A 17,553-nucleotide genomic window follows, 5' to 3' on the forward strand; every position below is an offset into this window, starting at 1 on the left:
TAGATGTGGCGATGAAGATTGGTGAAAAGCCCTTTTTTGATCGGGTTGATGATGCATTGGATGATACATTCATGCGTCAATCGATGGCCAACGCCCAGGATGGTTTAAGAGGCAAAAAGATTGCTGCAACAGAAGGCGACGAGGCGATTGGTGACTGGGAAAATTGGCGCAGTGCCGGTGAGGAAATACGCCGGCATACATTGGAAAATCTTGATTATTATCTCGAACAACTCAGTGAAAATGTTGCCAAACGCGGCGGGAATGTGTTTTTTGCGGAAACGGCAGAGGAAGCGAACGACTATATACAGCAGGTTGTTAAAGCGAAGAATGCTAAAAACGCTACGAAGGCCAAATCAATGGTGACAGAAGAAATCGGGTTGAATGAAGCCTTGTCAGAAGTTGGCTGTCAGGTTCATGAGACCGACTTGGCGGAATATATTTTGCAGGCTGAAGAAGACGATCGTCCTTCTCATATCGTGGTGCCGTCACTGCATAAAAACAAATCGCAAATCCGTGATACATTGACGGAGAAGGCCGGCTACACCGGGACTGATCAGCCGGAGGAACTGACGGCATTTGCGCGCAGTCAGTTGCGGGATGTATTTATGAATGCTGATATTGGCATTACCGGGTGCAATTTTGGTGTGGCTGAATCGGGGTCGGTTTCCCTGGTGACGAATGAAGGCAATGCCAACATGGTAACCAGTTATCCGGAAACGCAAATCAGCGTCATGGGTATGGAGCGGCTGGTGCCAACGTGGGAGGATTTGGACGTAATGGTGAACCTGCTGAGCAGAAGTGCCGTTGGTCAAAAAATCACCACATATGTAACGAACGTGACACCGGATGTTGGTCCGGAGAGTGTTGACGGGCCGAAAGACTTTCATCTTGTCATTGTGGACGGGGGCCGCTCCAAAGCACTTGGAACCGAATTCCAGTCAGCCCTTCACTGTATCCGCTGTGCCGCTTGTGTGAACGTTTGCCCGGTGTATCGGCACATCGGCGGCCATGCTTACGGTTCCATTTATCAGGGGCCAATTGGCGCTGTGCTTTCACCGATATTGGGCGGTTATGAAGAATACGGCGAACTGCCTTATGCATCCAGTCTTTGTGCTGCGTGTACCGAAGCCTGTCCGGTGAAAATTCCATTGCATGAGCAACTCATCAGGCATCGCGAAATTTATGTTGAAGAGAACTATGCGGAAAAAAGCGAAAAAGCAGCCATGACAGCCTTTGGCATTGGCGCGAGTACACCGTCATTGTTCAAAATAGCGACAAAAGGCGCCCCGACATTTGCAAAGCCTTTTGTTCATGACGGTTCTATATCAAATGGCCCCGGTCCGATGAAGCTCTGGACCAAAATAAGGGAATTCCCAGCGCCGGGTAATGAGAATTTCAGAAAATGGTTCCAGGAACATAAGAAAGGAGACAGCCGCAATGCATAAAGGCACCATTCATAATCGGGATAAATTTTTAGGGAATATTGCTGATAAGCTTGGGCGGGAACGCAAAACGAACGTGTCGCGTCCTGATTGGGAGCATCAGCCGCAGTGGGCGGTCTACCAGGACCACACACGTGATGAACTGTGTGCGCTTTTTCATAAAAATAGTGAGGAGAAAGGCACACATGTCCTGGAGACGACAATGGATCAACTTGAACAAACCATTGTGTATGTCATGGAAACCTATGGCGGCGCACCAATGGTTGCAACAGATGATGAGCGTTTTAAGGCATTTGGCCTGAATGCTGTTATGGCCACAAATGATGTGCATATATGGGATGCCGGATCAGGTTCAGCGAGCATTGAACAGGCGAAGCAAGCGAATATCGGTTTTCTGTTCAGTGACGCCAGCCTTGCCGAATCAGGGACGATCACACAATTTAACGGCCGGAATATCGCTCGGTCCGTCAGCTTGCTGCCAACTACCTATGCAGCTATTGTTCCGAAGTCAACCATCGTGCCGCGGATGACTCAAGCGACTGCCACGATTCATAAACATGTTGACGATGGAGAAGACATTTCCCCCTATATTAACTTCATCACCGGCCCAAGCAATAGCGCCGACATCGAAATGAACATGGTTGTCGGCGTTCATGGCCCGGTGAAAGCTGTTCATATTGTGGTGTTGGATGCTTAGTGTTTGGTAAGGAGTGGTTGATACACTGGAGATGTGCGAGAGCGCCTCGAACTCGTGCGAGAGCGCCCCGAACTCGTGCGAGAGCGCGCTGAACTCGTGCGAGAGGCGCCGCAACTCGTGCGAGAATCGCCGCAACTCGTGCGAGAGCGCCCCGAACTCGTGCGAGAAGCGCCGCAACTCGTGCGAGAGCGCCCCGAACTCGTGCGAGAGGCGCCGCAACTCGTGCGAGAGTGTGCTAAACTCGTGCGAGAGCGCCTTGAACTCGTGCGAGAGCGCCCCGAACTCGTGCGAGAGCGCCTCGAACTCGTGCGAGAGCGCGCTGAACTCGTGCGAGAGGCGCCGCAACTCGTGCGAGAGCGCGCTGAACTCGTGCGAGAATCGCCGCAACTCGTGCGAGAGCCGCCCGAACTCGTGCGAGAGCGCCCCGAACTCGTGCGAGAGCGCCCCGAACTCGTGCGAGAGCACCCCGAACTCGTGCGAGAGCGCGCTGAACTCGTGCGAGAGCACCCCGAACTCGTGCGAGAGCACCCTGAACTCGTGCGAGAGCGCGCTGAACTTGGGCGGTGGGGGCTTGCTGCCGTGCGTTTTTGTCCAGTGATATCCGATCAGCAGAATAGCCGTTTGATCAGGCTTTCGAGCATGGCAGGTGTGTGGTGGAATGCGCTTTGTTTGTGCAGGCGTTCGGTCATTTGATGCGGATCTTTGCCGAATGGGCCGACGTTGAGTACAGGAGCTTGTAGGTTTTGCATAATGTCGAATGGGATGTGGTAGTCCTTTCCCCAGACCGGTAAATTTTTTTCGTAGTTTACCCAGCCGTCATCTGCACCCTGATAGCTGACATAGCTGAGGTCGCAGATGCCGTTGAAATAATGGATTGGCACTAATTCAATACCATATTGTTTGCCCGTCTCTTCCAGCAGCGGGATTGCTTTATTGGTCAGAGTTTCTTCCGAAGTATTCACGGGCGGGTAAAATGGCGGCGCAAACAAGAGCACGATTGCTGGGGCGAGCTCCTGACAGGCGATCATGAGCTGGTCGGCGATTTGGAATGATTTGTCGCGTTCATCCAGTTCACTATCCGCACTGACCTCGGCTTGGATGTTTTTGACGTAGGCATCACCGTATTGCTGGCGCGCATAGGATTCGAGCTGGTCGTATCGCAGGACGCGCACATTTCCGATGCCGTCTGTTTGTTCGCGTTCGCAAACTTTTTGATAAGCAGCATTACAAGCCTCGGCGGCATCATTGGCCGTTTGTTCGAACAAATCCATGATATCGCCGGCAGATCGCTGCAGCAGGAAGATGTTATATAAGGCTTGGGCGCGTGCTGGCGTCTGTGTTGAGTAATGTTGTTTTAAATCGCGCTGCTGCAGGGAAACAGGAAGTGGTGTCAGCTCGCCGAGATGCTCTTCTTGAAAGCGCGGGTTCCATTCCATACGCTGGGTGAAAAAGGATGCAATATAGTTGGCTGTTATGCCTTTCAGCGGTTCGCCGACATGAGATTCCTTACCATAAAACAAGGTGGCGGGCATGATTTTGCCCATCGTGCCGGAATAAATATAATGATTCGTATCGCTGGGCTTTTGTGTGAATGATGGCTCACTGTTCAAAAATAGCTCGTAATCAAGGTTATATGTATCCTGTAAATCAGCCATGGTACTAACAGCTCTGCGCATGCCGGATGAGTTGACTTCCTCATCAGGCACGGTCACTAGCAACAGGTTGATTGGCCATTGTTCGGTACTTGCTTTTTCTAAAAGCGCCATGTGTATTGCGAGTCCCATTTTCATATCCATTGTGCCGCGCCCGAACAAATAGTCACCGGATTCCAGATCGTGGACGGCGTCCGGATCAAGAATCACCTTGTAAGCCTGCAGTGCTTTCGTCAATTTTTCCGGGTTACAGGCAAGTGGCTGGAGATCACCGTACTCTTCAGTCTGTACGGTGTCAAAATGACTGATTAGGACGATGGTTTGCTGTATGTTGCCGTGTTTATACAGGGCAGTTAAATACGAACGCCCAAGATCAGCTTGGTGCAGGCTGATCCGGTCTGGATGTTCCTGAAAATGGGCAAGGACGCTCAATTTGTCGTGCGCTTTTACCGGAAAGCTTTTTTCCCCATCTGAAAATGTCTCACTATTCCAGCTCACCAGCTGACAAAGCAGGTTTTCCAGGTCTTTCGGGTCACTCCAATTCCTCTTTTCCATCAGAATTCTCCTCTCGGCATCAGCCTTTTTCCACTGATTCGTTTTATTATAATGAAATCTATAAAAAGAACGTTTCCGGGTTGTAAACGGTGATTCATCAGACTTTAAATCGTAAAGACAGGCAACTCAGTCCACCATCCTGTTTTTTGAATTCGGACATGTCGAGTGCGATGGTCGGGTATCCGGCGGCTTCAATTTTGTCTCTGGCTTCCGGGTAGCCGTCCGGTATGATGACGTTATCGTTGATTCGGATGCAGTTGGCAGCATATTCCTCTTCATCACTTATGATTAGCTTATCATAGGATGCAAAGTCCGGATGGTCGATGAATTCCCCGGCGACGACCATTTGATTATCTCCTAGGTAGGCGACTCCTGTTTTTAGATGAAAAAATGCTTTTAACGGGATAATAGTTGCCTGATAGTCGAATTGCTCAACGATGGTTTTGAACTGTCGGGCACCTGCATTATTTGTCCGATCGGAAATACCGATGTAAACTTGGTCTTCTGCTTGCAGTACGTCACCGCCATCGAGCGTTCCGGGTGATTTGATATAATGAATGGTTTGGTAAAAGTTGCGGATGTCGGGTTCCATCAAAACTTTTTCCCTGTTGCGGGAAGTGGCGCCGGGATTCGTGATAACCGCAAATTCTTCTGTTAAAACGGCTGTATCTTCCACAAAAGTAGAATCGGGAAAATCCTCGCTTGCCGGAAGTTTTGTCACCTCGACGCCGCACTGCTGCAGTGCATCCACATACGCGGCATGCTGCTTGAGCGTTTTTTTATAATCCGGTATGCCAAGGCTGGATGTCGACAGTCCTTGTGTATAACTTTTGCCAGGTGTTTTGACAATAACATTGGAAAAGTTCATTCATATTTCCCCCTCGTAATATGGTAGAAAAAGATTGACTCAAAATAACTGAGTCAAACAATCACTTCACAGTTAGCTTGCTCTGTCTGTATTGCTGTGTTTTTTCAGTATCTAATAACCGGGCAGGTCAGACATGTCGGGCCGCCGGTACCTTTATAGGAGATTTCGTTTCCTTTATATTCGTAAACAGTTGCCCCAGTATGTTCGAGTTTCTGTTTGGTCTTTTCATTTCCTGCCGGCAGCACGCAGACGCGCGGTGCGAGGGCAAGGACATTGCAGCCGAGCGTTTCGTATTCAGCGACGGGCACTTCAATAAGTGTAAATCCTTGTTCGAGCAGATACTGACGGAAAAAGATCGGCATCAGTGGTGAATAGACCACGGCCAGGTCATGGTCGACGATGCTTATAATTGACATGAGATGTAAGCATTCATCTTCGCCCCGGTCATGTGGCAGCGGCACTTCGATAAAATGATTGACGAATGGTTCGGTTATCTTTTTTAACTGCCGAATGGCTTCACGGTTGGTGCGATATCCAAGACCGACGGCTAATGTGTGATTATCCACCCAGACGATGTCACCGCCATCACTGACCGCATCCCCGGTAAGTTCACCGATGATCGGAATGCCTTGTTTTTCTAAATGCGTTTTCATTTCTGCTGCTTCTGATTGCCGGATGGTTTTGCCCGATTTTAGGATGATGGCACCGTCGTGGGTGAATTTGACCGGATCATGTGTGTAAATTGAATCAAGCCCGGTCTGATTGGAGGCCGGCAAATAATCGATTTGATCCACGTGTGTATTCAGCATGCGGATAAATTCACGGTACTCTTCCAGCGCCTCGGCGTAGTCGGGAACATCAATATAATTAAATGTCTGCCACTGGTCCACCAGATTTGACTGGCTAATAAACGCTTGTTCCGGGTGCTTTACAATGACGCATTTTAGTTGATCATACATTGATGTGCAGTAAATAAGATCCCTCCTTTATTCCGTATAATGAAAAAGTTTTTCATTTATTGAAAATTAGTAATTTCATTATAGAGGTGTCTTTGCTATAATGTCAATATGAAACGCTATCATTAGATGAGAGAGTTGGTTTAGGATGCAGTCGATTGATAGGGCGATGACGATTATAAGTATTCTGCTGCAAAATTCACCGGAAAATAAATTGACAATTTCGGAACTGGCTGAGGATACGGGGCTTCCGGTGAGCACGCTACACCGTATTTTGAAAGCGATGATCAGGCATCGGATGGTCGAACAAGATGAGCGGACAAAGCAATATGGAATCGGCAGTATCTGGCTGGAATATGGTCTATTAATCTATGACACGATTGATTATGTCAGTCAGATGCGGCCGGTGCTGGAGCATTTGATGAAGCAGCTGCAGGAAAGTGTGTATTTATATAAACCGATGAACGATGAGTCGATGATTATTGAACGGATTGATGATACTTCGAGTGCCATTCGTGTTTATGACAAAATTGGGCTTCGCATCCCGATGGATACCGGCGCTGCCAATCATGTGATGCTGGCGTTCAAGGCGCCGCCCGAGCGGAATGCGTGTATTCGCCGGCTGTTCCCGAAAAATGATCAGGTTGCTTTCCAGAATTATTTGGAAGAAGTCCGGGAAAAAGGGTATGCCGAGAGTGATAATGAGCGAATCGAAGGCACGACATCCATTGCGGCGCCCATTACCCATTTGAACGGTGATGTGCACGGCGCGGTTGGCATTCGCGTTATTAATTTTAATTTGACTGCAGAACGCAGGGAATATTTAGCCGATAAGGTTAGAGCTGCTGCCGGGAAAATCACTGGCACGTTTGGCCGCCAACAGTTGAACTGAATGGGGAAACGATCATGTGAATATAGGCCGTAAAAGAGACGCTTGGCAGAGAATGCTGAGCGCCTTTTTATTTGGATTGGAAAATGGTAGATGGCTTCATGACTTTACTTATATGTGTTATCGCCTGCTTGGATAAATTTGCTGGTTTGTCTTATCAATTCTGCATTTTGAGTTTTAAATGAAATCAGAAAATTTCATTGATTCCAATTACATTATCCATTATAATAAGACCACCGATTTCATTAGTCAGAATATTTTTCCGTTATTCGGAAAATGTAAGCGATGACATATAAAGGGGAGATTACTGTGAACTGGGTCGAGTTTATCGTACAGGACGTTTTATGGGGGATGCCGCTCATCATTATTATTTTGACAGCAGGGGTTTTTCTGACGTTGAAAACACGCTTTTTTCAAATTCACCGTTTGCCGCTCATTTTCAGGCAAAGTTTCCGGGATATCAAAGGGTCAAAGGGCAAACAGGAAAAAGGAGGCGTATTGTCGCCTTTTGAAGCGGTCAGCCTTTCCATCGGTGCTACTGTTGGTGTCGGTAATATTGGTGGCGTGGCAGCGGCGATTGCGCTTGGTGGTCCCGGTGCTGTTTTTTGGATGTGGATAGCCGGTCTGGTTGGAAAACTGATTAAAATGACCGAAGTTTCTCTTTCTGTACATTATCGTTCCAGGGATAAAAACGGTGAAGCATATGGCGGTCCAACTTATTATATTCGAAAAGGTTTGTATGAGGAACGAAATCATAAAGTGCTTTATAAAGTATTAAATTTCATTTTTATCTTTGGCTTTGGAACCGGATTTGTATTGACTGTACAGAATTATACCGTTTCCGAAGCAGTTGCTACGACGTTTTCGATGAATCACGTTTGGGTCAGTTTTATTTATACGGTGCTCCTGTACGTCATGATCAGCGGCGGTCTTTCAGGATTGGGGAAAATTGCAGTCAAAGTTGTACCCTTCATGATTGTTTTTTATATCTTAGGGGGATTATATATTCTTGCCATTAATATTAATGTACTGCCTGAGGCGTTTGCACTGATTGTGAACAGTGCATTTAATGGTACGAGCGCGGCAGGTGGTTTTGCCGGGGCAGCCGTTGCTGTAGCAATTAAGACCGGCATGTCCAGAGCCGTCTTCACGAATGAGGCGGGATGGGGATCATCTGCTATGATTCACGCGACAGCAAAAACTGACCATCCTATCCGTCAGGGTATGCTTGGTGCTTTTGAGGTGTTTGTCGATACGTTCGTGATTTGTAGCATTACGTCACTTGTTATCATCGTAACAGGTGCTTGGACGACAGGCTTGGATGGAGCGGAATTGACATTAGCTGCTTTCGAGAGGGGTGTGGGCACTATTGGACGGATGATAATTGCTATCGGCGTTCTGCTGTTTGGACTGACGACATCATCCGGTATCTATGCTCAAATCGAAGTGATTTTGCGGTATCTATTAGGTGAATCCAGGTGGAAAAAACGTATCTTGTCGGTTTACAAGTGGACTTATCCAATTCCGGGTTTTATCCTGGTGCTTATTGCTGTTTCCATTGGCATGCCAGGAACGATGGTCTGGCTATTCGCTGACATGACAACAGCTTTGCCCATTTTTGCCAATGTCATCACTATCCTGATATTGAGTCCAAAGTTCTTTGCGCTGCTAAAAGACTATAAAGCGAGACATTTGCACAAGGGAGCGCTCGATCCGAATTTTAAAGTATTTTATGATGATGAGGAAAATAGAGCAGTAACGGAGAAGAAGAAGCAAGCGTAATTATGCCATTGCATTTGGCATCTGTCTTTATTAAAAGGCGGATGCCAATTTTTGTGTGCAGGGCTTGTATCGGCTTCGAGTTCGGGTGATTGTCCTTGTGCCAACACGATTCAGAGATGACATTGTGGGTAGCAGCTTGTACGCGATAGACAAACCGGCTGTGGTCATTTCCCAGCGGGGGATTGAAAGTAATTTCAAAAAATGCATGAAAAAAGATACTTTAAACAACATTTATTGAAAGTGTTTTCAGGGTCAACTCTTCGTTATACACTGACAATAACTAGTCAAATATGAATCTCTGAATAATAGGTGGTGAAGGAGGACAAAAAAGCGCACAGCGTCAATTAATTTATGCTGAAAGGTTTTTAATAACGTCAGAAAGTATAAATGATGGATGACCTTATAAGAAAAGCTTCGGGCATCGCTATAAGACGAGGCGAATGCCGAGTTTTTCTAAAGACAATACATTATCAGAAAGGTAGGTTGTCAAATGTCTCAAAAGAAGATTGTTGCGGTTACTGCTTGTTCCGCTGGTGTTGCTCATACATATATGGCTGCTGAGTCGCTGGAAAAAGCCGGTGAGGACCAGGGCTATGATATTAAGGTTGAGACACAAGGCTCAATTGGTGTCGAGAATGGTTTGACTCAGCAAGAGATTGAAGATGCAGACGTTGTTATTCTAGCTGTGGAAATCAATATTGATATGACGCGTTTTACGGGGAAACGCGTGAAGCGGGTTAAGGCATCAGAAGCAATAAGGAATCCTCAGGAAGTGCTTGAAACCGCTCTAGAGAGTGCTGAAGTTTATGGCGAAAAAGGCACAAAAGCTGGGGTTGCTAAGATGGGGAAAACGGAAGAGGGCGGTTTTTTCCAGCATATCATGGCAGGTATTTCTTACATGATCCCGATGGTCATTGCCTCAGGGCTGATCTTAGCCATAGCAAATGTGTCAGCATTTCAGCGTGATGAGGCAGGCCGGATTGTTGATTGGGGTTTTAATGAATCAACCGTGATGGGTGAATTGATGTCAAATTTATTCGATATTGGCCAGGTTGGTTTCCTGTTAATGATTCCGCTGTTTGCAGGATTTGTAGCAAATTCCATCGCTGGTAAGCCAGCCATTGCTGCAGCTATGATCGGTACCTATATTGCAAATGATGCCGAAATGTTGGGCGCCGATGCTGGCGGCGGTTTTTTAGGAGCGATACTGGTTGCTTTTACAACCGGTTATTTTGTGAAATTGCTGAAGAAGATTCCGTATCCAAAACTGATTCAGCCAATTGTTCCGATTATGCTGATTCCATTTGTCAGCACCCTGTTAATTTCATTATTTGTCCTATATGTGATTGGGAATCCAATGGCATCTATGATGGACTTTCTATATGATGGGTTGACGACATTAAACGAAAATTACAGCTCAGCTCCCGTGATTGTAGGGGTTATTATTGGCGCGATGGTTGGTTTTGATTTAGGCGGGCCATTTAATAAAACGGCGCTTGTGTTCGGTACGGCTGTTTTCACAGATACCATAGCTAAATACGGCGTGGAAGGCGCTAATTTTGTTCCGCAAACCGCAACACAGGCAGCTATTTCTGTTGCCCCATTAGGTATTTGGCTGGCATCTATTCTTTTTAAGAAGAAATTTTCTCCAACCGAAAAAGTTTCAGCGAACAGTGCCTTTGGTATGGGGATTGTAGGTGTCACGGAAGGCGCTATTCCATTCGCTGCGCAGGATCCGGTCCGTATGATTCCGGCGTTTGTGGCAGGATCAGCTGTTGCAGGCGGACTGGCAGCAGGTTTGGGCATTAAATTCTTTGGAGGTATCGGGTCGCCGCTTGGGACGTTTGTTGGTTATATCGAGCAGCCCGTTCCGTTCGTTACATGGATATTCAGCGTGTTGGCAGGTGTGCTTGTCACGGCGTTAATTATTGGATTTACAAAAAAGAGGGTGGATTAATTGGTGCATGACATGTTTCATATCAATCATATTGTTTTCGATTCCTCGGTGAAAACAAAGGATGAGGCGCTGAACTATATTGCCGTTTTTGCTGAGAAGCAGGGGGTTGTGACATCCTCAAAATCCTATTACAAAGGCTTGAAAAAACGTGAAAAAGAGGTGACGACCGGTTTTAAAGATGGGGTGGCCATACCGCACTGCAAGCATAAAACCGTCATTAATCCATCTTTAATGCTGATCAAATTTTCTAATCCTATTGAATGGGAGTCGATGGATGGAAAAGGCGTGCATGTGGCATTTGCCTTGGCCATTCCGGATGGGAAAAACAATGACCATTTGAAAGTGCTCAGCACTCTATCACGGGCATTAATTGATGAACAGTTCACACAGTCGATCTTAACAGCTGATACAGAAAAAGATCTATATCACATTATCCAGAATAAATTGGAAGAACTTAGCAATTAATAGAAAGCCAGGGTGTTAAAATGAAAAATACAATTCACGTTATTGCACACACACATTGGGATTATGAGTGGTACTTTACAAGTAATGAATCTTTCATACAATTATGCTATCACGTGGACGAGGTCATAACGGCACTGGAAGAAGGCATTTTGGATTATTACATGCTTGATGGTCAGACGAGTATTGTTGAGGATTATTTAGAGGCAAACCCTGATAAGCAAGCGCGGTTTATGAAGCTTGTTGAGAACGGTAAGCTAAAAATTGGACCCTGGTATACACAGTCTGATCAAATGATCGTACGCGGGGAGTCATTGGTTAGAAATTTACAGATTGGAATGGAGCTAGGGAATACGTTCGGGGGGACCGATTTACTCGGTTACATTCCCGATGCCTTTGGTCAATCAATTGATATGCCGAAAATATGTCACCAGATGGGGATTGATAAAGCTGTTTTTTGGCGTGGATTATCGTCGGACACCATGAAACAAAGAGAATTTTTCTGGGAGTCCGAAGATGGCAGCCGTGTTATGGCTTATAATATCAAAGATGGTTATTTTGTAGGGGTCCAACTTATTGAAAATGACAACGTTCATGCTTTAATGGAACAAATCAAAACAGACACGGTGTCCTCTCATGTGGCACTGCCGATTGGCGGGGATCAGCGTTATGTTGACATGAATTTAAAAGACAGAATGCATCATTTCAATGAGAACTTGGAAGACGATGAACTGATTGAAAGTCATTATGATAAGTTGTTTGAAGGCATCATGGAGGAAAAATCGGATTTGCCTTCCGTTCAAGGTGAATTGCTGAATGCGCAAGTATCCAAGATTCATCGATCCATTTATTCAACCAGGTATGATCATAAGTATTTGAATGATAAGGTGGAGCGCCGGTTAATTTATCAGGTAGAGCCTTTAATGGCGATTGCGGATCATATCGGGATTCCCTACAAACAGGACTTACTGGATAAGGTGTGGAAACTGACATTACGAAATCATGCGCATGATAGCGCCGGGGGCTGTAATAGTGATAAAACCAATCGATCTATTTTACAGCGTTTAACCGAAGCGGATGAGCTATCCTATTCACTGATCGATTATCTCACCAGGAAAATCAGCGAATCCCGGGAAAATATTAAGCCTAACCAAATGACTGTTTTTAATACACTGCCTGTACGAAAAGAGAAACGACTGAATTTAAAGGTTTCATTGGTCAATTCTGATTTTGCGATTTATCATAAAGGTGAGAAGATTCCCTATCAACTCGTGAACATGACGGAATGCTCGAATGATCCGATTCGCAGGGATGTAAAGCCTGCGTCTGAATCGTTATATCACGAAATGGAAATTCTGGTCCCTGTCACATTGGAGCCATTAGGATATGATGTCCTGGATATTGTGGAGGGGGAACAGGGAGAAATTGCCTCTCCGGAGCAAAACGACATGATAGGTAGCGAACCAGTGTCTATCGAAAATGACTATTATAAGATTATGTGCGAAGATGGAAGGGTAGACGTTTTTGATAAAGTGACTGACATATGGTACCGAGATTTTCTATTCCTTGAAGATAGCGGAGATGATGGCGATAACTATGATTATTCTCCGCCTATGCATGACAACGTATTGAAACTGGACTTTTCCAATGCTAATGCGCAAGCCGAACAAGGGAAAATAGAGCGTTCTATCACCTTATCAGGTTATTTTAATGTGCCACTGAATCTGACGGAACGGGTTGAAGGTCAATTTAATAGCCAAATACCTTATGAATGTACTATTTCCACTAGAACGGATGATCAATCGATCAATGTCCGGCTTGACATGGAAAATAAGGCTTTTGATCATCGGATGCGTTTAGTGGTTAATGGAGATGTTAAAACAGATGAAAGCATTGCCGACACTCCTTTTGGTACCATATCCCGGCCTGTTCGAGATCCTAACTTGGAAAATTGGCGCGAAAAAGGCTGGAAAGAGGAACCGTCTGGCATTTATCCGATGCTGAATTTCGTCAATGTGCATGATAGCGGGAAAAGTATTACCGCGTTTTCAAAAGGCATGAAGGAATATGAAATCGTAGGGTCAGATGGGAAAGGAATTGCCCTGACATTATTTCGGGCTGTCGGCTATCTTGGAAAACCGGATCTGATCAGACGGCCGGGTGTTGCATCAGGCAATCAATTCCGGTACATTGAGACACCTGACAGTCAAATGCAGCAACATATGACATTTAAATGGTCATTGGTTGTTGGCCGGAATTTTAATGCGGCTGATGCATTCGATCATTATCAGCATTATGCTGTTTCAGTCCCTTATTACCAACATCAATCCTTAAACGCGTTTACGAATACGTTGAAGTACTTTGTCATGCAGCCATTAAGCGAGACAGTACCTGATACATTGTCACTGCTTGATGCCAGTCATAGCAAACATATTGTATTAAGCTCTGTGAAGATGGCGCGTGATAAAACCGGGCTTGTTGTTCGATTTTTTAACCCGGCAGATAAAGATGTTTATGATAGCGGTGAGATGGTTTGCCGGCAGCAAATTGATTATTGGCATGTCATCAATATGGCTGAAAACGAGGAATTAAGCAGCAGATATAGGGATCCAACGATTCAATTGGGCGGTTTTAAACCAAAGGAAATCAAGACCGTTTATATTCGATTTTGATTTCGGACGATATGGCTCCTGTATCTGGTCTGATGAACGGGTGATGAGATGTGATGAATCATGATATCTTTTTAACCATCGAAAGTTCTAAATTAAGGTTTACGGCTGTGGAGGAGCAAATTGCTGCTTATTTTCTAGAGGCCAAGAAACCGTTGAAGCAGTCTGAACTTGCTGAGGAAGTTAATGTATCGACTGCTTCAATCACCAGGTTTTGCAAAAAGGTTGGATTTGATAATTATAAGGCGTTTATTTATTGTTACCGCGAGGCTTTGTTGGATTATTCAAATGATATCCATGACGTGACAAGCAACCTCCAGTTTCAATATAAAGAACTCATTAATTCCATTGATGAAAAAGCCGATATCGAGAAGATAAAAGAAGCAAGCAGATATATTCACAGTCAAAAAATCATTCATGTTTACGGTTTGGGGTTAAGTGCTATTGCGGGAGAAGATTTTAAATTCCGCTTCACACGGGTTGGCAAGTTTGTGGAAGTTGTAAGGGATTACGAATCAATTGAAATGATCTCTTCGCTTTTAAATCAGGATAATCTGGTGATTTATTTTTCATTACGCGGTGAGAATCATCGTGTCATGCAATCACTGAAAAAACTCAAGACCAAGGGTGCTGATTTAATTGTCGTTACCGCAAATGAATCAGGGGATATCGTCAATGATATAGCAGATGTCAGTCTGTTAACGTCCCATATCCATAACCCCAATGAAGCCGGGCAGATATCGGCACAAATTCCTTTGTTGATTATTATCGATTTCATCTACTCGCAATATATTCGGATGTATCGGGAGGATATCAAAAAATGGGTGGGAACTGAATCCGCCTACTTGCAAGGTAATAAATATGACAAATAACGGTGGTGTAACGCAAGATATTGTGGGTTAAACGAGTGATTGAAACAGGGGGTGTCATCTATGAAATACTATCTATCATTTGATTTTGGCGGAACGTTTATCAAATATGCGCTGGTGCGGGAGGATGCAGGCGTTTCTATGGCGGACAAAGTCCCGACACCTGCTTCATTGGAAGGTTTAGTGGACCTTGTACTGGAGGTTAGCGATGATTTTCGGCGTCATAGTGATATAGAGGGTATCGCAGTCAGCTGCCCCGGCACTATTACAGCGAATGGCAAAGTTGAAGGAACAAGCGCGATTTCTTATCTGGATCAATTGGCTTTAAAGGATTTGCTGGAAGAACGGACAGGGGAACAGGTAGCCGTCGAAAATGACGCCAATTGTGCAGCGTTGGCCGAATTGTGGAAAGGCGCTGCCCGCGGCTGCCGGGAAGTGTTAACGCTTGTGATCGGTACCGGTATTGGCGGTGCCGTTATCTCTAATGGTGACTTGTATCGCGGTGCCAACCTTTATGCAGGTGAATTTGGCTATGCCATATTATATGCCGATCCCAAAAACAAGCAGGTGGAGCACTGGAGCCATTTAGGTTCAACAAGTGCCCTCATCCGAAAAGTTGCCAAAGAAAAAGACATGACTGACCGGGACATTTCCGGTGAACATATTTTTGAGTGGGCAGAAGAGGGAGATGACATATGCCGGCAAGCTATTGACGACTTTTATTTTATGCTTGCTGCAGGCATACATAATTTACAGCATATCTATGATCCGGAACGTATCTTGGTGGGGGGAGGTATTAGCCACCGGGACGATTTCATCCCTTCTCTCACTGAAAAGGTGGAGGATGTTCAGGATTTGATGGATTTGGATAGTATAAAACCGATTATTCGAACCTGTCAATTTAAAAGTCAGGCCAATTTAATTGGTGCTGCGTATCATTTTATTAAATCGCATAACAGCTAGGAGGCATTTTATATGGCGACTTATACATTTCCTGAAAATTTTTGGTGGGGCAGTGCTGCTTCAGCAACTCAAACTGAGGGTGCAGCCCATATCGATGGAAAGGGAGACAATATCTGGGATTACTGGTATCAGCAAGAGCCCAATCGATTTTACAATCAAGTTGGTCCTGAACATACCTCGCGCTTTTATGAGCGGTATAAAGACGATATTCAAACGATGAAAAAGCTGGGACATAATTCCTTCCGCCTGTCGATTTCCTGGTCACGTCTCATTCCTGATGGAACGGGCGAGGTTAATCAAAAAGCTGTCCAATTCTATCATGATGTACTGGATGAATTGATCGCTGCGGGAATTGAGCCTTTTGTAAATTTATATCATTTCGATATGCCGCTTGTTTTGCAGGAAATGGGCGGCTGGGAAAACCGGAAAGTAGTGGAAGCATTTGCGGATTATGCCAAGACGTGTTTTAGCTTATTTGGCGGTAAGGTTACGAAATGGTTTACGCAGAATGAGCCGATTGTACCGGTCGAAGCGGGATATTTGTACGATTCGCACTATCCTAATGTGGTGGATTTCAAACGAGCTGTCCAAGTAGGCTATCATTCGGCTGTTGCAAGTGCTATGGCGATTAAGGCCTTTAAAGACGGGGATTATAAAGGGAAAATAGGTATTATTTTAAATGTGACGCCTTCTTATCCGAGAAGCCATCATCCAGCTGATCAAAAAGCAGGCAGGATTGCCGATTTGTTTTTCAACAAATCATTTCTGGATGTGTCCGTGAAAGGTACATTTCCTGACGAACTGGTGCAAATTCTAAGCGATCACAGTATGTTGCCGTCCACAGAACCAATGGATGAAAAGCTTTTACAGGAAAATACGGTGGATATTTTGGGTGTGAACTACTACCAGCCGAGACGGGTCAAAGCAAAAGAGTACATGCCACATCCGGACGCCCCATTGATGCCGGAGCACTTCTTTGATTTTTATGATATGCCCGGGAAAAAGATGAATCCATATAGGGGCTGGGAAATCTATGAAAAAGGCATCTATGATATTCTAATCAATCTGAAAGAAAACTATGGCAATGTTGAATGTTTTATCTCAGAAAACGGAATGGGCGTACAGAATGAAGACCGTTTTAAGGATGAAGATGGCATTATTCAGGATGATTACCGGATTGCATTTTACCAGGAGCATTTGAAATGGGTACATGCGGCGATCCAGCAAGGGTCGAATGTTAAGGGTTATCACGTATGGACGTTTATGGATAATTGGTCGTGGTTAAATGCCTACAAGAATCGTTATGGTCTGGTATCGATAGATTTGGATAATGATGCCAAGCGTCACATTAAAAAGAGCGGGTCGTGGTTTCAGGAACTTGCTTTGAATAATGGCTTTCGGGAAGAGGCGTAGTGGTCCAGGTCTCATATAAGTTACGGCCATCCAGTGTGAGGTGCGGGAATAGACCGGCGGAGATGACTTATTAAATAACGTCAGAAAGTATAAATAATGGATGACCTTATAAGAAACGCTTCGGCATTCGCTATAAGGCGAGGCGAATGCCGAGTTTTTCTAGAAAGATCAGAAAGTATATAATTTTTAGCCCTATTGATACTTCGTCGAATATTGCCACGTCCGGCTCTAGCACTAATGCTGTAGCGTGACGCCTCGATAAGTCAATAGCGATTCGCTTGCGCTCCTAAAGTGTTTCCTTTATCTCCCGTGGGCCCTGATCGGCTAAAACCGCCGCGATAGTTTTGCCCTGTTTTCACACGAATAGCGGAATGAGGAA

At 45.2% G+C, this 17,553-nt stretch carries 13 protein-coding genes; 10 read left to right on the forward strand and 3 right to left on the reverse strand.

Annotation, left to right across the window (positions count from 1 at the left end; translation table 11 throughout):
• Positions 1-5: 5 nt before the first annotated feature.
• Positions 6-1,445: a LutB/LldF family L-lactate oxidation iron-sulfur protein gene (locus IEW67_RS09930; protein ID WP_188632915.1), complete on the forward strand. Its 1,440-nt coding sequence runs from the start codon at positions 6-8 to the stop codon at positions 1,443-1,445.
• Complete coding sequence (locus IEW67_RS09935) at positions 1,438-2,139, forward strand: LutC/YkgG family protein (protein ID WP_188632916.1); 702 nt, start codon at positions 1,438-1,440, stop codon at positions 2,137-2,139. Before IEW67_RS09930 ends, IEW67_RS09935 begins: the two co-directional genes overlap by 8 nt.
• Before the next feature lie 605 nt (positions 2,140-2,744).
• Here IEW67_RS09935 and IEW67_RS09940 read toward each other — a convergent pair.
• The 3 genes from IEW67_RS09940 to IEW67_RS09950 form a co-directional block, all read right to left on the reverse strand.
• Positions 2,745-4,346, reverse strand: a complete 1,602-nt coding sequence (locus IEW67_RS09940; RefSeq protein WP_188632917.1) for a M20/M25/M40 family metallo-hydrolase — start codon at positions 4,344-4,346, stop codon at positions 2,745-2,747.
• 97 nt (positions 4,347-4,443) lie between these two features.
• A complete protein-coding gene (locus tag IEW67_RS09945; RefSeq protein ID WP_188632918.1) occupies positions 4,444-5,214 on the reverse strand; it encodes a dimethylarginine dimethylaminohydrolase family protein in 771 nt (256 codons plus the stop codon).
• Between the two features lie 104 nt (positions 5,215-5,318).
• On the reverse strand, positions 5,319-6,173 hold the full coding sequence (locus IEW67_RS09950) for a dimethylarginine dimethylaminohydrolase family protein (RefSeq protein ID WP_188632919.1): 855 nt from the start codon (positions 6,171-6,173) through the stop codon (positions 5,319-5,321).
• Between the two features lie 145 nt (positions 6,174-6,318).
• Here IEW67_RS09950 and IEW67_RS09955 point away from each other — a divergent pair, with 145 nt between their 5' ends.
• The 8 genes from IEW67_RS09955 to gmuD all read left to right on the forward strand — a co-directional run bounded on the left by IEW67_RS09955 (position 6,319) and on the right by gmuD (position 17,174).
• On the forward strand, positions 6,319-7,062 hold the full coding sequence (locus tag IEW67_RS09955; RefSeq protein ID WP_188632920.1) for an IclR family transcriptional regulator: 744 nt from the start codon (positions 6,319-6,321) through the stop codon (positions 7,060-7,062).
• Positions 7,063-7,368: 306 nt separating this feature from the next.
• The gene (locus IEW67_RS09960; RefSeq protein ID WP_229671734.1) at positions 7,369-8,841 is read left to right on the forward strand and encodes an alanine/glycine:cation symporter family protein; all 1,473 of its coding nucleotides are present in this window, start codon (positions 7,369-7,371) and stop codon (positions 8,839-8,841) included.
• Between the two features lie 490 nt (positions 8,842-9,331).
• Positions 9,332-10,798 carry a PTS fructose transporter subunit IIC gene (locus IEW67_RS09965; RefSeq protein WP_188632922.1) on the forward strand — a complete coding sequence of 489 codons (1,467 nt, stop codon included), beginning with the start codon at positions 9,332-9,334 and terminating at the stop codon, positions 10,796-10,798.
• Positions 10,799-10,810: 12 nt separating this feature from the next.
• Positions 10,811-11,263, forward strand: coding sequence for a PTS sugar transporter subunit IIA (locus IEW67_RS09970; protein ID WP_229671735.1), 453 nt, complete (start codon positions 10,811-10,813; stop codon positions 11,261-11,263).
• A 20-nt stretch (positions 11,264-11,283) separates the two neighbouring features.
• Positions 11,284-13,932, forward strand: a complete 2,649-nt coding sequence (locus IEW67_RS09975) for a glycoside hydrolase family 38 N-terminal domain-containing protein (protein WP_188632924.1) — start codon at positions 11,284-11,286, stop codon at positions 13,930-13,932.
• A gap of 53 nt (positions 13,933-13,985) precedes the next feature.
• Positions 13,986-14,801, forward strand: a complete 816-nt coding sequence (locus IEW67_RS09980; protein ID WP_188632925.1) for a MurR/RpiR family transcriptional regulator — start codon at positions 13,986-13,988, stop codon at positions 14,799-14,801.
• 60 nt (positions 14,802-14,861) lie between these two features.
• Entirely contained in the window at positions 14,862-15,761 is a 900-nt protein-coding gene (locus IEW67_RS09985; RefSeq protein WP_188632926.1) for an ROK family protein, read from the forward strand.
• A 12-nt stretch (positions 15,762-15,773) separates the two neighbouring features.
• A complete protein-coding gene (gene gmuD, locus IEW67_RS09990; protein ID WP_188632927.1) occupies positions 15,774-17,174 on the forward strand; it encodes a 6-phospho-beta-glucosidase GmuD in 1,401 nt (466 codons plus the stop codon).
• The last annotated feature ends 379 nt before the right edge of the window (positions 17,175-17,553 follow it).

The sequence above is a fragment of the Lentibacillus kapialis genome (genome assembly GCF_014646635.1).
Taxonomy (GTDB): domain Bacteria; phylum Bacillota; class Bacilli; order Bacillales; family Amphibacillaceae; genus Lentibacillus; species Lentibacillus kapialis.